14 protein-coding genes and 1 pseudogene are annotated in these 16492 nt (G+C 44.6%); 2 read left to right on the top strand and 13 right to left on the bottom strand.

The window, feature by feature from the left end; all coding sequences use genetic code 11:
* Positions 1-121 precede the first annotated feature (121 nt).
* From LK416_00250 to LK416_00205, 10 genes are all read right to left on the bottom strand, one after another.
* Positions 122-937: a class B sortase gene (locus LK416_00250; GenBank protein UEA74643.1), complete on the bottom strand. Its 816-nt coding sequence runs from the start codon at positions 935-937 to the stop codon at positions 122-124.
* Complete coding sequence (locus tag LK416_00245) at positions 934-1431, bottom strand: gamma-glutamylcyclotransferase (protein ID UEA75931.1); 498 nt, start codon at positions 1429-1431, stop codon at positions 934-936. Before LK416_00245 ends, LK416_00250 begins: the two co-directional genes overlap by 4 nt.
* A 1-nt stretch (position 1432) precedes the next feature.
* Positions 1433-7861 (bottom strand): peptidase, encoded by a 6429-nt coding sequence (locus LK416_00240; protein UEA75930.1) that lies wholly within the window; start codon positions 7859-7861, stop codon positions 1433-1435.
* A complete protein-coding gene (locus LK416_00235; protein ID UEA75929.1) occupies positions 7848-8798 on the bottom strand; it encodes an amidoligase family protein in 951 nt (316 codons plus the stop codon). Before LK416_00235 ends, LK416_00240 begins: the two co-directional genes overlap by 14 nt.
* Before the next feature lie 5 nt (positions 8799-8803).
* On the bottom strand, positions 8804-10147 hold the full coding sequence (dcm, locus tag LK416_00230) for a DNA (cytosine-5-)-methyltransferase (GenBank protein ID UEA74642.1): 1344 nt from the start codon (positions 10145-10147) through the stop codon (positions 8804-8806).
* 33 nt (positions 10148-10180) lie between these two features.
* The gene (locus LK416_00225; GenBank protein UEA74641.1) at positions 10181-10753 is read right to left on the bottom strand and encodes a hypothetical protein; all 573 of its coding nucleotides are present in this window, start codon (positions 10751-10753) and stop codon (positions 10181-10183) included.
* A 218-nt stretch (positions 10754-10971) separates the two neighbouring features.
* The gene (locus LK416_00220) at positions 10972-11265 is read right to left on the bottom strand and encodes a plasmid segregation centromere-binding protein ParR (protein UEA74640.1); all 294 of its coding nucleotides are present in this window, start codon (positions 11263-11265) and stop codon (positions 10972-10974) included.
* Positions 11253-12161, bottom strand: coding sequence for a ParM/StbA family protein (locus LK416_00215; protein UEA75928.1), 909 nt, complete (start codon positions 12159-12161; stop codon positions 11253-11255). Before LK416_00215 ends, LK416_00220 begins: the two co-directional genes overlap by 13 nt.
* 127 nt (positions 12162-12288) lie before the next feature.
* Positions 12289-13617, bottom strand: a complete 1329-nt coding sequence (locus LK416_00210) for a hypothetical protein (GenBank protein UEA74639.1) — start codon at positions 13615-13617, stop codon at positions 12289-12291.
* Positions 13618-13719: 102 nt separating this feature from the next.
* Complete coding sequence (locus tag LK416_00205; GenBank protein ID UEA74638.1) at positions 13720-14064, bottom strand: hypothetical protein; 345 nt, start codon at positions 14062-14064, stop codon at positions 13720-13722.
* A gap of 131 nt (positions 14065-14195) precedes the next feature.
* Here LK416_00205 and LK416_00200 point away from each other — a divergent pair, with 131 nt between their 5' ends.
* On the top strand, positions 14196-14447 hold the full coding sequence (locus LK416_00200) for a helix-turn-helix domain-containing protein (GenBank protein ID UEA74637.1): 252 nt from the start codon (positions 14196-14198) through the stop codon (positions 14445-14447).
* Between the two features lie 54 nt (positions 14448-14501).
* Here the strand turns inward: LK416_00200 and LK416_00195 are convergent, their stop codons facing one another.
* Both LK416_00195 and LK416_00190 read right to left on the bottom strand, forming a co-directional pair.
* Positions 14502-15110, bottom strand: a complete 609-nt coding sequence (locus LK416_00195; protein UEA74636.1) for a hypothetical protein — start codon at positions 15108-15110, stop codon at positions 14502-14504.
* A 271-nt stretch (positions 15111-15381) separates the two neighbouring features.
* Positions 15382-15573: a hypothetical protein gene (locus LK416_00190; GenBank protein ID UEA75938.1), complete on the bottom strand. Its 192-nt coding sequence runs from the start codon at positions 15571-15573 to the stop codon at positions 15382-15384.
* A gap of 230 nt (positions 15574-15803) precedes the next feature.
* On the opposite strand from LK416_00190, the pseudogene LK416_00185 reads away from it, so the two are divergent.
* Positions 15804-15896 (top strand): annotated as a pseudogene (locus LK416_00185) (winged helix-turn-helix transcriptional regulator).
* Positions 15897-15911: 15 nt separating this feature from the next.
* On the opposite strand, the gene LK416_00180 reads toward LK416_00185, so the two are convergent.
* Positions 15912-16214, bottom strand: a complete 303-nt coding sequence (locus LK416_00180) for a hypothetical protein (GenBank protein UEA74635.1) — start codon at positions 16212-16214, stop codon at positions 15912-15914.
* Between the last annotated feature and the right edge of the window lie 278 nt (positions 16215-16492).

The following is a 16492-nucleotide window of genomic DNA, read 5'->3' as shown; positions in this document are numbered from 1 at the left end:
CTTTCAGACACTTTTTTCAACCTAAATACTACCAATGCACACCCTTCATAATCCCCCTGTTTTGAACACATCCCTGCCCGTGCGGTCATTATTTGTCTCATTTTCTGCACTTTTCGGGTACTTACGAACACTTCTGACTCCACACTGCCCCGGAAACCGGCACCGCCAGGACGATGTTCCTGGCACCGCTCCATTCATATGAACACGTGACGAGCGTCAAAACCTTATCGTATATACACTTCAGGTAATCATCCCCGGTTTCGAACACTTCCCTCTGCTTAGCTGCTTTTAAATATTCCTGCACTGCCTCCGCATCTGCGAGTTTCTGCTGGAATGGGAACAAATTCCTGTCTGCTTTCAGCACCGTGACAATTCGGTATTCCTGAATGCTATCCTCTGTCTGAAGATAAGCAAAGGGATGCTCCTGATAGTACGTTTCATCTGCATATAAGTCCAGATTTCCGAACATTGCCCCACTGTTCATGTTGTGACCGTAAATGATAAGGTTCCGACTTTCAGACACTTTACAGTCTGCCTGTAAAAACAGGCTTCCGTTGATGTCATATTCCTTTTTGTAATTCCGTTTCAGGTAAAACTCCCCATTCTCCTGTTCGGACTGAAGCACCGGGTAATCAATCCCGGTATCCGGTATTGTCAGCCATCCCTGCACATCCGGGTATTGTTCCCGAAGAGAAACAAGGTCTACCGCAGCCACCGGGCATTTTCTTCCAGCTGGTTGGTCTTTCTTTTCAGAGCCTGAGGCTCCCGGAGCTTCCGGCTCCGGGAAATTCCCTTTCAGCTCTGCCATCAGCTTTTTGTTCTCCATTGGAAGATATACCATGTGGTAAATCAGAAACCCGGCACTTGTCAGCGTCACTGCAAGGCAGATGATCTTGAAAAACCTCTGTAAGATTCCTGTCTTTGGTTTTTTCTTCATCGTTCCTGTCCGGCTTTTCTCTGCTTCTTTGGCTGACTCTTCTGCGTCTTTCCCGGCACAGGCGGTTTCCTTGCTGCTTTCAGGATCGGCTCTGTCGGGATTTGGTTCTGTCTGCAGCCCTTTAAGATCCCAGTCAGGTACGACCGTCCGGGCGGATTAAAGTTCTGCATGTAATCTTTTGTCATGATATAGACAATGGCTTTGATCTCTCTTCCATCTTTGTTCTTGACAGTGATCTCCTGCTTGTCGTAAAAATCAGGATAGCCTTCATAAAGATCCAGGCTCTTTTCACAGTCCCCGGTCAGTGACCAGAGGACGCCGTCCACATGGCTTCCCTCTTCCGGGAAGATGGTGGCAAGGCCGCTTCCTGCGGCTGCAAAGGTCAGCCGATACCCCTCCAGGCGGACGATTTCTACCACCTCCGCCTTTGGGCACCGATATGCCATCTGGTCCAGATCCATGTTGCTTCCATACGCAAAATATAATTGTTTCAGCCTATCTGCCCCCTTTTTTCTTCTTTCTTCTGGATGCCACACCCATGCCGATCAGACCGCCTGCGGAAAGAATCAGGCACAGGGCCGGAATCCAGAGGTTGGTGTCATCGCCTGTTTTCGGGTTGCTTACAAACGGGGTATCCTCCGGCAGCTTCTCGTTCGTCACTTTCTGGATGACTTCGATCACTGGAGTTTTGTCATCTACATAGGTAAATGTCACCTCATGTTTGGTCTCATCCAGCTGATAGCCCTCCGGTGCTTTGGTCTCAACCAGATAATAGGTGGCTGCCTTATCAAATTTGCCGTCCTTATAAGTTCCGATTGCAAGCAGTCCGCTGGTTGCATGGCCGTTTTCATCAGTGGTCAGGGTTTCTACCACTTTGCCATCCGCATCCCTCAGTTCAAATTCTGCATCTTTCAGTGCTGCTCCGGCATCCTTATCTGTTTTCTCAATGATCAGGCGTCCCTTTGCGGTGTCATCTTTCATGGCTACCTTCTGGATCTCTGCGGTATCTGCCACCTCGAAGGTGATCTCCTCTGCAACGACATAACCGTTTGGAGCCTGCTCTTCTTTCAGGGTGTATTTACCAATCGGAAGTTTTTCGATATAATGCGGCTCTTTACCGGAAGTCCAGGTTTCTACGATGTTGCCATTTTCATCTGTGATGGTCAGTTTGGCTCCTTCGATCTCATTATCTCCGGTAATATCCGTTTTGCTGATCTTCACTTTGGTCACGTCATCTTCCATTACCTGTTTCTGGATCTCCGCAGTATTCTCTACGGTGAATGTGATGCTTTCCGCAGTGGCATATCCATCGGCCGGCTTGTTTTCTGTCAGGGTGTAAGATTTTCCTACAACCAGTTCTTTGATGATGTGCGGCTCCTTGGTGGATGTCCATTCCTCAACAACAGCCCCGTTTTCATCCGTCAGCTGTAATCTGGCTCCCGGCAGTTCCTCGCCCGTGGTCAGATCGGTTTTGGAAAGCTCCACGGTTGTCGGCTCATCTTCAAATACAAATTCATAGGATGCTTCTGCTTCTTTATCCCCCTGGTACTCAAAAACAAATTCCTGCTCTTCTCCGGTGGTGACAAATCCATCCGGTGCATACAGCTCCTTCACATAATAGGTTCCGTCGATCGGCAGGTCTGCAATAAAGGAAATCTTTCCATCTGCATCTGTTGTTTTTAACTCGATCAGGGTATCTGCTTCCATCAGCACCTTTCCAGATGCGGACAGGATGTCGTTTCTGGTGTACAGTCCAAAGATGCCGCCTTTTAATACACGGTCGGTATCCTTTTCTTTCTTCAGGACGTTCACTTTTACTTTCTGACGGTTGTTCTGCCAGTCCTCATCGTATACGACAACCGGGGTATCCTGGTCACGGTAGGAAAGATCTACATATCGTGGTTTTTCATCCAGCACATAACCATATGCTGTGCCCACCTCTTTGACATAGTATTTTCCAACCGGAAGGTCAGATACTTCTGCAACACCGTTTGCATCAGTAGTCACGGTTGCCACCAGCTCGTCCTTAGCATAATAATCCGGGCTTACACCATCGGCTGCTTTGATATCCTCTGCAGTGTAAATCTCAAAGGTAACGTCTGACAGGCTTCCTGTGATGTACTCAAACAGATGCTCTACAACGCCTTTGACATTGTCCAGCAGGGTGATCTTATCAAGGAATTCACCCTTCTTGTTTACGATCAGCAGGGCTTTCGGCACATCGTCTTTCATTTCCACTTTCTGTACTTTTGCGGTATCCTGAACGGTGAATTCCACATCCGTGGTCTTTAAATAACCAAGCGGTGCAAGAGATTCACGGAGGGTATAAGTTTTTCCAACGGTCAGGTATTTGATCACATGAGGCTCATCCTTTACGGAAGTCCAGCTGTCGATCACATTTCCATCCTTGTCCAGAACAGAAAGGGATGCCCCGTTCAGCTCTACGCCTGTGGTCAGGTCGGATTTTGTCACCTCGATGGTGGTCGGCTGGTTCTTCTTCACAGATTTCAGCTTGATGGTCGGAATGTCCTGCCCCTGATAGGTGGCATCAAATTCCAGTATCTCGTCAGAAGATACAAAACCATCCGGTGCAGAAATTTCTTTCACATAATAAGTTCCAAGCGGCAGGTCCAGGGTGAAGTGTGCCTGTCCTTTTTCATCGCTTGTGATCTCCTGTAATAAGGTATCTGCTTTCACAATAATCTTGTCACCGGATTTGATCTCGTTCTTATTGTAAAGACCGAATGTAGCTCCAGCTACCGTGCTTCCTGTTTCTGCATCCTGTTTTTCCACGGTGATGCTTACTTTCTGGCGTTCATTGGTAAAAGTCACTTCTTCGTCTACGACTGGGGTATCCTGTCCGGCATAGGTAAAAGTTACTTCTTCGCCTTTGGCATTCCAGGTGTAGCCCTCCGGCGTTTTTTTCTCTTCTACACGGTATTTGCCGAGCGGAAGGTTCTCTACTACGGCACTTCCGGTTTCATCGGTTGTCACCGTTGCCACCAGTGTGTCTTTGGCATATTCCAGATAACGGTTGCCGTTCTCATCTTTCTGATGGTCTGCGGTATAGATATCTTCTGCGGCATAAACCTCAAACACGGCTCCTGCAAGGCTGGCTTCCTCGTGGATGAAATCCTTGTCAAAACCTTTGACTACTTCTCCTTCCTTGTGGATGGTCAGTCTGCCTTTTGCCGGGTGGTTCTCGAATTCCACCTCGATGATCAGGTCACCGCTGACCGGATCTTCCTGGTATGCAGTATCGCTGTCTACCTTGATTTCCACGGTATTGGCACTGTGGGTGTATCCATCCGGTGCAGTCACTTCTTCGATGCGGTAATTTCCACAAGCCAGATTCTGTGGCAGGATCAGGTATCCATTCTCATCCGTAAAATAAGATTTATGTACCATAGTAGATGGGTAGGTGGTCACCTGTTCCACATATTTCTTGTTATCCAGATCGTATACTTTAAACTCAGTATTCGGAACCAGGACAGATTTCTTTGTCTCGTCATCTTTTTTGACGATCTTTAATTTTGCTTCAAACTCTTCGTCCAGAAGCACACGCCATACCTGCGGCTGATCCGGATTGTTTTCCGAGATCACAACCTTAAAGTCATCGACTGGTTTGAAGTTGTGCGGTGTGGTGGTCTCCCTTACAATGTAGGTTCCGTATGCAAGCGGAATGGAGCATGCATATCCACGCTCATCCGTGAACATTTCTGTCTGTCCGTCTGCGGTCAGTACAACCGGAGTTGCAGATGCAAAGTCATAGGAACCGTCCTTATTTTTCTTCAGGCTGCTCTCCAGATATGCACTGAATCCCACACCTTTTAACAGATCGGCATCGGTCTTACCATTGTTGGCTGCTTTAATGACCTGGAACGGCTGTTTGATCACATCTTCCAGAGAAGTTGCGGTACGTTCTACCGTCTGAACCAGATCTCCCTCGTCATTACACTCCAGATCATGTTCTTCCGGGTCTGCCAGATATCCAACAGGCGGCGTCAATTCTTTCACGTAATACTTTCCGAGATAGAGGTCTGCGATTTCTGCATTTCCCTCTGTATCCGTAGTCAGGGTTGCAATCTGCGTTCCTGCCGGGTAAAGGACACCTGTCTGTCCATCCGGATGAACGATATCCTCACGGGCATACAGTCCGTAAACCGCACCCTCAAGGGTTGCATCTCCCTGTGCGGTCTTTCCGGTTTCGGAATCCTCTTTTACCAGTTTGATCTTCGCATTGACACGCTCGTTCTGGAACGTGTGGCTGAAAGAAACGGTTGCCTCTTTGTCTGTGGTGTACTGGAACGTAAAAGAGTACACATCCTCACTGTTTCTGGTATATCCGGCCGGTGCAGAAACCTCTTTCATGTAGTAGCTGTTAGCGATCGGCAGGTCTGCCTGATATACGGCTTTTCCGTCTGTTCCGGTCACTACCTTCTCAATGAGGGTATCTTTTTTGACCACAACGGTTCCGTCCGCTGCTTTGATGTCGTTTCCGGCATACAGGCCATAAGTGCCGCCCGGAAGGTATTTCCTGGTTTCCTTATCCTGTTTGTATACGCTTACGCTTGCTTTTTGGCGGTCATTTTTGAATGTCACGCTTCCCATGACCTTCTCCACATTGCTTCCGGCATAGGAAAGGGTGATTTCCTGGCTTTCGCCTGTGCATACCAGATTTTGTGGTGCCTGCATTTCTTTTACCACATATTTTCCCAGATATAGATTATCCAGTGTGACACTTCCGTCATCCCCGGTAGTAAGTCCGGCTTTGACCAGTGCGTCTTTTTTATAAATGACGGTTCCGTCTGCGGATACAATATCCGCTGCGGCATAAACATTGTAAACCGCACTCTTCTGTTTCTGCTCGGTATAAACAAAGGAAACACCATCATCAGTTACCTTTGCTCCGGTCAGGACTTCTCCTAATTTATAAACAGTCAGGCTTGCCATCTGCTCTGCATCGGTAACGGTTTGTTTTACAGTATCTCCGATGACCAGTTTCACATCGTAGGCTTTGGTATCCAGCAGATATCCGTTTGGTACGGAGATCTCTTTCAGGTATACGGTATCCTGTGTTTTGGTGATCGTAACGCTGGAAGCTCCGTTGGCATCTGTGGCCGGCATCTTTGTGATCAAGTTCTTTCCATCCTTGTCACTGTAAACGCCATAAACTGCACCTGCGATGGCTTTGTTGCTCTTGCGGTCCTTCTTTACGATCTCTAGAGTTGCCTGTTTTACCCATGACACTTTAAAATCTACATACTTCTCATCGGTCACGCCCTCGCCAAATACCAGGGCAAGGTCCTGTGTCTCGCTTCCGGTTGTGATCTTGTAAGCGGAATAGTCTTTGATGATGCTTCCCTTCATGGTAACAGACCATTCCCCTTTGACATCCACTGCCTGTGTCAGCGGTGCAGATAAGTAGAATTTGGTACCGCCGCAGATCTCCACGGATGCACCTGCACTGCTTGTTTTTCCCGTTGTCACATTATGCAGTTTGACACCGGAAGGCAGTTTCATGGTGATGGTCTGCAGTTCGGATGCCTTAAAGGTGATCTCTTCTGTTCTCTGGCTGTTGCCGCTGATATATGCGGTAACATCTGCATTGGAGAAACTCATGTCCACTTCCGGTATCTCCGGCTGGCTCATGCAATAATTGTAGAGTTCCATTGCCAGAGCCTGTCCGGTTGCATTCGTACCGGAAAAAGCGTCACTACTGTTATTGGCATAAGACGCAGCCAGATGGACAATGATAAACTGTTTTCCAGCGGAAAAATCAGGATGTTTCTCTGAGAAAAATCCATTTTCGCCGGATGCTTTTGTGCCGTAGTAGCATACTTTTGCCAGTGCTTTGCTGTCACCCAGTTTGGTGATCTTATAAACACCATCCCCAGGTCCTGCTTTTGACGGCTGCACACAGTAGGCAGTTGCAGACACGTTTCCAAATTTTACGGTATATTTATAGGTTACATAAGAACCCAGACCGTAGTCTGCATAATAGTATGCAGTCCCTCTTGTCACATCTACATCCTGTGTTGCTCTTGTACTGGTATTGACTGCGGTGAAAGAAACGGTTTCCCCATCTTCCATTGCCATAAGGTCAATATCCTGTTCCCCTGCCTGCTCCAGAACATCGCTGAGTGTCAGCCCGGATTCTTTATCGGTTGTATTTTCTGTTTCGGCTTCCTCTAATGCGGCATCAAACTCAGATTCAGAAAGTCCACCCTGAAATTCGGGTTCTGTTTCTTCCGGTTCTTCTGTTTCAGATTCAGCTGTCTCCGGCTCAACAATTTCTGTCTCTACAGGCACTGTCTCAGTTTCTTCCTGCGAGGCAGCTTCCTCATCATCAGAACCTGTATCCTCTTCGGTAACTGCCTGTTCTGTCTGCAGTTCACTCTGAGCTGCTGTCACAGGCTCTTTTACGATCAGGTTTCTCCCAATCTGATAAACCGGGTGGTTCTGGTTGACTGGCTCCACATAATAAACGGCATGGTAAATGTCTGCATGGCTGGTGCTGAAGTTCTCCCCGGCGTCATTCTCTGCTTTCTGGAATGTCACTTTGACTTTGCTTTCGTCCTTGATTTCCAAATTTGTAAAATCCGTGGAAACATCAAAGTCCTGTCCGACTTCCAGCTCCAGATCGGTGGCTTTTACCACTTCATTTTCATCCAGCTGATCCTTTACGGATTCATACGCTGGCGGTTCCGCCGCTTTCGGCTCTTCCGAAGCATACACCGTCAGCGGTGAAATGACCGTGGATAAGATGGTGACTGCCGCCATCACCCCTGAAAGGATTCGCCTGAATCGATATTTACTCTTCATGTTTTCTACCTCTTTCTTCTTTTTCTTCATTTTGCATAAGAACAGCCGGATGTTTCCACCCGGCCTGTCTGTTCTCATTATTCTGTTATCTCGCATCATCTGTCCGTCTTGGATTCTGCAGACAGGCATAGGTACTTTTGTCATACCGCCATGCCTTATCCCCGTCCAGATTGGCAAGTAGATGCTTCCGTACATTTTTGTATTCGTCCCCGATCAATCCGAGGCGGAGCAGAAAGGTGCGGAACGTAAATGCCGGGTTATCCCCGATCTCCGTCTTTTTTGCATGGGTACAAGATTGGTTGATCGCCTGTGCGGATATGGCAAGTGCCAGTGTGATATTCGACCGGACTTTTCCTGCATGGAGGGTGCTTTCAAAACAACGCCATTCCAGTGTTCCCTTGGAAAAAACAGCATGTAGGTTTAAGGCATAATACCTTGTCCAGTTGTAATGCTCGGAGCTTCCGTCATTTCCCTCATACCATGCCCTTTTGAATTTTTCCATCGTGATGGTGCTGTTTGGCATCCGGCGGATCTTCTCCAATACCATAGGACGGACTTTCTGGCAATACTCATCTTCCCTTCTCGTCTGTACATTTAAGGCTTTGAACAGAATATCCTCTTTGCAGTACATGATCGTCAGTGCATTTTTCAGACTCCTTGGTGTATGATTGGATGCGTCCACATGGACATGCATGCCACAGGATGAATTGACAAAAGCACCTGCGTTTTTGACACACCGCACCACTTCCTGGAGTTTTCCCATTTCCGAATATTCCAATTTCGGGGATACCATTTCTGTCGAATAATCTCCATCGGCATCTATTACAGTACCATTTGCCAGCCTTTCACAGTCGATACTGCTGTCTCTTGAAAATTTCCACGTTTTTCCATCTGAATCTTTTACACACCAGGAATCGTAAGAACGGATATGATATGGCTCTGTTCCGAACATTCTTCCAATCGCAACAGCCGCATCATAGCGGCTGATACCTGTCATCTCAATCTCTGTACCAAAATACTGGTCTTTTAGGTCGATCTGCTTCACCCACCCTTCGCTTCTGGAACAGGTGAGCCGCTTTGGATCTCTTCATCTACTGCTTTCAAATTTCTGCCTATTGCTTCAATGACATTGACAGTGACACCATTACCGGCCTGCTTGTAAAGCTGGTTATCCGATGTTTCTTTTTCCATCTTGGAAATCTGACCATCCCGATATCCCTGCAGCCGCAGACACTCCCTTGGCGTCAGCCTGCGGATTCTGCCGTGGTAAATCACTCCATGACGGTCAGTTGCCGTAATGGTGAACATTGGCTCTTCCGGTTCTTTCATCCTTCTTCCATTCTGGCGGACTTTTTCCTTGGCCGGTGTCAGCACTGCCCTTGGCGGTTCTTCCACCAGCACCCCGGAACTTTCGCCTCTGTGGTTATGGATGCTGGAATCCTGTCTGGTATTCAGACATCTTGCAACGTCTGTCACCAGCGGCGGAGGGGAGATATCTACAAAATGCAGTGTTCCCTGCTGGTTTCCGGTCGTCAGGGTATGGGCGATCTCATGCCCGACTCTCCCCCTGCGACTGTTGATTCCCGGATATCCGAGATCGATGCTGTCCCCCTCGTAGGCCATCTTGTATCCTTTTCGGGTGTTTTCCTTGATTGGGATACCGACTTCGTATAATCCGGTCTTGCCGCCCATACCACCAGCCCCGCTGGTCAGCGTGCAGCTCAGTCCTTCTTCTGCGTAGACTCTTTCTCCCTGTTTGCCAGCATGGACTTGTATAAGAGCTGTTCCATTTGCTTTTGGGAAAGGTAATATTTTTCCGGCACATCTTCCATCAAGATATCCGACAATATACACCCGCTTCCTTGACTGGGGGACTCCGAAATCCTTGCTGTTAAGCACTTTCCATTCGACATGATACCCCAGTTCAGATAGCGTACTGAGGATGGTGTGAAACGTCCGCCCTTTGTCATGCGAAAGCAGACCGGGTACGTTTTCAAGGAGAAAATACGCAGGTCGTTTGTCTGCAACCAGTCTGGCAACTTCAAAGAAAAGGGTTCCTCTTGCATCGGCAAATCCTTCCCTTCGTCCAGCGATTGAGAATGCCTGGCAAGGAAATCCCGCACATAAAAGATCAAAGTCCGGCATTCGTTCTGTTTCAATATTTCTTGCGTCATTGCAGAACCACTCTCCTTCCGTATCAAACAGCACCCGGTAGTTGTGGTCTGCATATGCATCTGCTTCACAGTGTCCGACACAGGTGAAGCCCCCTGCCCTGTGCAGCCCTTCTCGGAATCCTCCGATTCCACTGAACAGGTCAAAAAATCGAATTGTTCCGGCTATCAGCCTCCCTTCGCTGCGAAAAAAACAGTGCAGATTTCTCTGCACCGTTTCCGTCTCTTGGTTTCTGTTTTGTGATGTCTATTCTTCTGATTCCGCTTCCTCTGGCTCAGATTCTTCTGCTTCTTCGGTTTCCAGTTCTGTTGGCTCTGCTTCCGCTGGCTCTTCGTTTTCTGGCTCTGTCGGCTCTTCATCTGCTTCAGCTTCGTCCGGTTCTGTCATTTCTCCGTCTGTTTCAGCTTCCAGTGCTTCTGTCTCAGGCTCTTCTGCTTCAGGTTCTACTGACTCTTCATCCGGTTCTGATTTCGCAGTCTCAGGATCTTCCATTTCTGTTTCTTCGGCTTCCTCTGACTCTGCTTTCCATTTGGCTTCTTCTTTTTCGATTGCATCTTCGATAAGCCCGATTAAGAAGTCTTTCTGTTTCATGCCATTCCTGGCGAGGACTGCTTTCAGTCTGGAAAATAAATCCTCGGTTACCTGTACTGCTACTGTTCTTAAATCTGCCATGTTCGTCTTTTCTCCTTTTCTTGTCATGTGTTCTTCGATTACCATTTCAAGGTATTTTGGTATGCTGATTCCTAACTCTTCGACTTCCAGTTTTAGCTTTTCATGCAGCTCTACCGGGATTTTTCCGCATATGTTTTTCATCTCCATTGTGTTCGTTCTCCTTTCTTTTTTCTACATACAACATACCCTAAAACGTGACAGAAAGCTATTCACAATACCCAACGAATATGAGGCTCTCAAAAGCTCCCAAAGGATGCAGATCCAATAACATTCAATAGGCATCACCCCTTTCAAAAATCCGTGATTTATACTAATTTGACTGCTTGAAATTTGGCTATTTTATCACCAGGAAAGACTTGACTTTTTCAGAATGCATCCTCAAGCCCGGAGAGAAAATCCAGCATCTGGGACGGGATTTCTTCCTTTTTTGAAACACTCTCCCCGGAGCCAGAAATGGAAACACCTGCCAGTTCTTCCCGGATTGCCTGCCGGATGCTTTTCTCCAGCTGGTTGTTTTCCTGATCTTTTAAGATCACCTGAACCAGATAGCTGCTCTTCTGTCCATCTGGAACACTTTGCAGGATCTCCCATGCCTTTTTGTGATCTGGGTTATCAAGGTTCAGGCGGAACGAGAAAACGGGTCTCTTTACTTCGCGCACATCTGCCCCACAATCCGCTCATAGCCGGAAGCATTGGCGTGTACGTCTGTCAGGTAAATCTGCCGACACAGCCCGTCCTGCGGTGTCACGTGCCGTTTCAGAATGCTGGCTCCGCCGCCCATGATCACGGACGGAATTGCCTTCAGATCGAACCCGGCTTCCATAATTGCAGACAGTATTTTCTCCGTGTAGAGCCTTCCCTGCCGGACAATGATTTCTTTTGCGGCCGGGTCCATGCTGCAGCTCTGGCCGTTCAGAACACGTTCGATCTGAATATCCGTTACAGACAGTCCGGTATTTCTGCGTACCTGCTCGGTGATCTCATCCACACACCGGATCACACCAAGTTCCAGGCTGCGGCAGGTAGCGGCATTTGGAACACTGTTGTCCAGCCGCATCAGGTCTACGGTCCAGCCACCGATATCTGCGAGAAGAACAGAAGGCTCGTCCCGAACACATTCCGGGTGGAGAGCCAGGGCTGAGTATCCCTGTGGGAACAGTTTTACATCCTGAATCCGGATCTCATAGCTCTCATCCTCGTACCGGAAACGCAGAGGCTGCTCTTTCCGAAACAGATATTCCCGGAAGCCTTTTTTCTCCCTGCCAAAACTTGCCAGTGGAAGACCGGCTGCCAGAACTACATCTGTTTTCCGCTCTCCCCGGCGATAGCGGATTTCTTGGGCAATGGCTGCCATTGTCAAAAGATAATAATTGTCATTGGAAGTCTTACTTCTCACCAGCGTCTGCCGCCCAGTTCCACACACATAAAATTTCCCATTGTACTGCAGGACATTCTGCATGGTATACGGCTCATAATCGTACCCGGTCAGTCCAGTCGGGAAACACACATGGGGAGTTTTGATGGCATAATATCCATGATCGATTCCTATAATGATAAGTCACCACATCCTTTCAGGTTTTTCTTGTTCTTTTCCAGCAGGTGGTCTTTTGGTCTGGAAAAAGAAAAAGGGCAGAACCCCGAAGAGCCCTGCCCATGATATTTGCATTAGTTTACGTTGCTATTTATTGTTCGTTATTAAAAGCGAATACTATTGTTTCTAGTAATTTTTTCATATTTTTCCATTCTTCTGTTTTAAAAACTTCATCACCTCTCTCAATTTTATTACGCATTTCATGAAACTTATGCTTTATATCATCTTTATAAGAAATCACTCCTTGATATAATGCTTCTTCAACATTATTTTTATTTCGTATTCGTTTTCTCGATTCCCATTCAATTGGATAATAGTTCCCACCAGTTTTTATAATGGAATCTGGCAAATACAATTCAATAGAAGCAGCTTTCTTGTTAATGTCATCAGGCACAATTTTCCCATTAGGTGCAATAGTTGGGTATTTATGAAACATTGTAATTTCTGGATATAATAATATTCTAAAATTTGCCGGCCAGTTTTTTATTTCATTTAATAATGAGCATTTACTAGAATATCCCTCTGCATCATTATCAAAAATTGCAATAAAATTTGCTCTAATTTTTGAAAAATAAAAAGTTTTAAGATTTTTTATTACATATGATGTTCCTCCATCTCTTTTTCCACCAGATTCATCACTGAAATCCATAAAATAAAATAAATCTGAAAGATGAGGATATAACTGTGACATCGCAAATTCTAAAATATCTTTATCGCTTGACCCTTCAACAAGAACAATTGTTTTTGAAACGTTCTCTGTCGCTGCTAGTGCTTTGGGAATACAATCATCTGCCCAATTATCCAAATTTGAGAAATCCAATATTATCTCCATATCATTTGCACAATATTCTAGTATAAGTCTGTATACATATTTATAATTGATTATTTCAGGATTTAAAGCATAAAATGATTCGCTATCCTCATCTTTCAAAGAATAAAATATAACTTTGTCACACTCTGTTGTAATATTAACCTCTGAAAGTGTTCCTCCAAATTGTATGTTTCCATTTGCAAGTTCATAAGAAACAATTTTTTTCATTGCATTTTTCCATTTTTTTAATGAAACATTTTTCTTAATCCGAATTTCATTATTCTTGTCCTCTTCATCATAATCTCCCTGTAAATGATACAAAAAAGATGAGTAGTCTACTGCTTGAACCATTTCATCATTAAATATTTTTTCAAAATTATTAAGTCCAAATCCCTGTGCATCTAAGCGTTCTTTTGCACGCCGAACAGTCGTCCTATACATATATTTAGTGTATGTTCCGGCATCTTTATCATCATCGTCTATATTACAATTATTTACTACAATAAGGTCATTTTTTGAAAAAAACAGACTAACGATTTTGCTATCCAAATAGTTTCTAAACCAATGTAATGATAAATTTCCAATTACTATATCTGCATATTCACTCATAATTAGCTTCACACCTTTTCGCTTCATTATTCTTTTACAAATTCATAAAATACAAATCTGCTCTATTGATAATGATATCACAAAAATGTTCTACTGCATATTTTAATTCAATTTTTGAATCCATTCTCTGCTTTCTTTGGGTGCATTTTTACAAAAATTCTGCATCCACATTTTATGCAAGCTAATTTCTGATTCTGTATTTCCTATGTTTCCAACACAGCCCCCCATTTCCTGAAGTGCTTCCAGACAATCCCATTCCTTTTTGAACTCTCCTGCAAATTCCATCCACACTTTTATATGGTATTCCTTAAAACCAAAATGGTAAATCAAGTAGGTCAACCTGTCAAAATCAGCTAACGGCATTTTTTCTTTTTTCAGCAATAACCTTTTATCATGCTCGCTGCATAGATATAAAAATGCAAGCTGTTCTATCTTTGCCTGCTCCATATATTTCTCCCTTCTCTTCTACTTTGTCTCACTTTTACAACCGATTCTACCTTGTCCAATCGTTAAAATCAATACAGATGGTGCAAAAAGTGAGACAAGCCATCCTTTTACCAGAGAGGAAGAGATTTAAGATGCCAAAGCCAAGGACACAGTCTGGTGAGAAGAATCTGATTAGCCAGCGATTGATTGAACTTCGCAAGACCCACAATATGTCTCAGCGTGATCTTGCCTATAAACTCCAGTTAGCTGGTTACGATATGGATAAAAATGTAATCACCAGAATCGAAACAAACAAGCGTTATGTCACTGATCTTGAATTAAAAGCCATTGCTGAAATCTTTCAGGTTTCATACATATTTCTCATTGATGGCAAAGATGAATAGAAGTGACAAATGGGGAAGTTCCTTTCGTGCTTCCCCATTTTATCCGTCCCTTTTTTACAAATTTAATAGTTCCAGAATTTTCTGCATGCCAGCCTGATATAAAGATTCCGCATATAATATCCATCTCTCACTAACTTCAGTAACGTATTTGTCTATTGTTTTTCGCTTTTCTTTTGATAATCCCATTGTCTGAACCTGTTCTTCATATTTCGATATTTTTTCAAGCATTCCCTGGTACACTGTATTTTCTTTCAGCTGATCTTCAACCTCATCAATCCAGGTATCCAGCAGCAACTCCAGCAGTTTCTTTGTGTCACCGTCATCATTTCCCAATATTGCTTTTTTAATTTTTCCAAGCATTGCTCCATAGGAGATCATTTGAGCCTGTCCCATATAAAAATGGTACTCTTCTTCTATCATTTCCTTTTCGCTCTCCAGTTGAAAATATCGATGTACTGCCTTATGCTCTTCTTCTGTTAGGCTGATTGACTGATTCGACTCCATAAATGTTTCTATCACTGGATACTTCTCTGTAAGTTCCAGTATTTTCTTTTGCAGTCTCTGGTATTCCGCATCATGCTTTTTCAGATAGGTGCATACCTGTTCTCCTATCCGTATCCCCAGGCACTGCTCATTCCAGATAATATCTGGCTGTGTTGTCATATCGGTGTCTCCCTTCTGTGTAGTTTTCCTGTTCCAAGCACAAGACTATACCACACTTCTGGAAGAAAGCTATTCATCAAACCTACTGAAATCTCCTGGCAGATCCTGTGCAACCTATCCCTTTTCCCACAAAAAACTGGTATGAAAGACTCCTTGTTCTCTCATACCAGCTATCTATTTCTTATTTAACTGAATACACATTCTTTTCTATTCTCTGTGTATCCTGTACTTATTTATGGCAAAAATCAGACTACAGACACGCTATACACTCTTATGCTACATAATCCAGTTTACGGCATCCCGGTTCAAATGTTACATTTGCAAGAAATACTGCTGTCTTATTGGGATCGGTCAGTGGATTCAAAAAGGAATCTCCGATAAAATACTGTGCATATGCTGTATTTGCTGTTCCTGTTCCAAATACGTTCTGCTTCTCAAATTCTTCTCTGCTTGTAGTCTTCATACTATCACTCTCCATCTTACTTAAACCTGCTTCAGAGCTTATGCTCTTATGTTCTGATGTTTCCCGTATTTATATACGAAAAAGGAGCATACCTTTTTCGTACACTCCTATCATACTCTTTGAACCTTACTCCAAGTCAAGAACTTTTTTGTATGAAGTTTTTATGAAGTAAGTATTCTCAGTAGTGAACTACCCATTGTCTAAAGCCAGTGGGATTGCGGTAGTCTTATTTCAACGAACTTAAACGTGATCTGACCGGCATCAGCCAGAAGGTTCTGACCGACAGTCTTCGCTCAATGGAAGAAGATGGGCTGATCCCCCGACCGGGTGCTCTTGCTTTATCTTTTCTTTGCTGCCTTGGCTGCTTTCTCCAGCTTTCGCTTCTTTGCCTGCTCAGCCATGAATAATTTTCTGAGATTTTCCAGCTTTGCAGCCTCCTCTTTTGCGGTATTCAGATCATCTGTGACCCTATCCTGTGCGTCCTGACTGTCAAATCTTACAAACTTCTCAAATACGGTCGGATAAGTGAAAGTCTTTTCTATATTCTCACACTGAAATAAAATACGGATGTGTGTACCATCACATTCAACTACATTCCCCTCACCAAATTTTACATGTTTCACTTTTTCGTTTTCAAACATAACCTATCTTCCTCTCTACCTATTGAAAACATCTCCAACTGCCAATATGTGCCCTGTTTCGTCTTGCCGCTACGGCTAAAAAATAACTTTTTTATTTCAGACTTCTATATTATTAATATTACCAAATATTTTCCATAAAATTCCAGTGCAAATTAATTTTCGTAAGAAATTCGGAAAAAACCACACTCAAGCTTTCAAATTTTGTAAAAAATTTATTCTTGACATTTACCCGGCTATTCAAATATGCAGAAAACCGCCTCAAAAAATAATGCACTTTT

Source organism: Lachnospiraceae bacterium GAM79 (genome assembly GCA_020735665.1).
Lineage (GTDB): Bacteria > Bacillota > Clostridia > Lachnospirales > Lachnospiraceae > Coprococcus.
This window is presented reverse-complemented; position numbering and strand designations above follow the sequence as displayed.

What these genes read in the sequence shown, in the direction of transcription:
- LK416_00195 (UEA74636.1), bottom strand. Translation starts at nt 15,110, where the DNA reads ATGACAACACAGCCAGATATTATCTGGAATGAGCAGTGCCTGGGGATA.
- LK416_00250 (UEA74643.1), bottom strand. Translation starts at nt 937, where the DNA reads ATGAAGAAAAAACCAAAGACAGGAATCTTACAGAGGTTTTTCAAGATC.
- LK416_00180 (UEA74635.1), bottom strand. Translation starts at nt 16,214, where the DNA reads ATGTTTGAAAACGAAAAAGTGAAACATGTAAAATTTGGTGAGGGGAAT.
- LK416_00190 (UEA75938.1), bottom strand. Translation starts at nt 15,573, where the DNA reads ATGAAGACTACAAGCAGAGAAGAATTTGAGAAGCAGAACGTATTTGGA.
- LK416_00210 (UEA74639.1), bottom strand. Translation starts at nt 13,617, where the DNA reads ATGAGTGAATATGCAGATATAGTAATTGGAAATTTATCATTACATTGG.
- LK416_00205 (UEA74638.1), bottom strand. Translation starts at nt 14,064, where the DNA reads ATGGAGCAGGCAAAGATAGAACAGCTTGCATTTTTATATCTATGCAGC.
- LK416_00240 (UEA75930.1), bottom strand. Translation starts at nt 7,861, where the DNA reads ATGATGCGAGATAACAGAATAATGAGAACAGACAGGCCGGGTGGAAAC.
- LK416_00200 (UEA74637.1), top strand. Translation starts at nt 14,196, where the DNA reads ATGCCAAAGCCAAGGACACAGTCTGGTGAGAAGAATCTGATTAGCCAG.
- LK416_00225 (UEA74641.1), bottom strand. Translation starts at nt 10,753, where the DNA reads ATGGAGATGAAAAACATATGCGGAAAAATCCCGGTAGAGCTGCATGAA.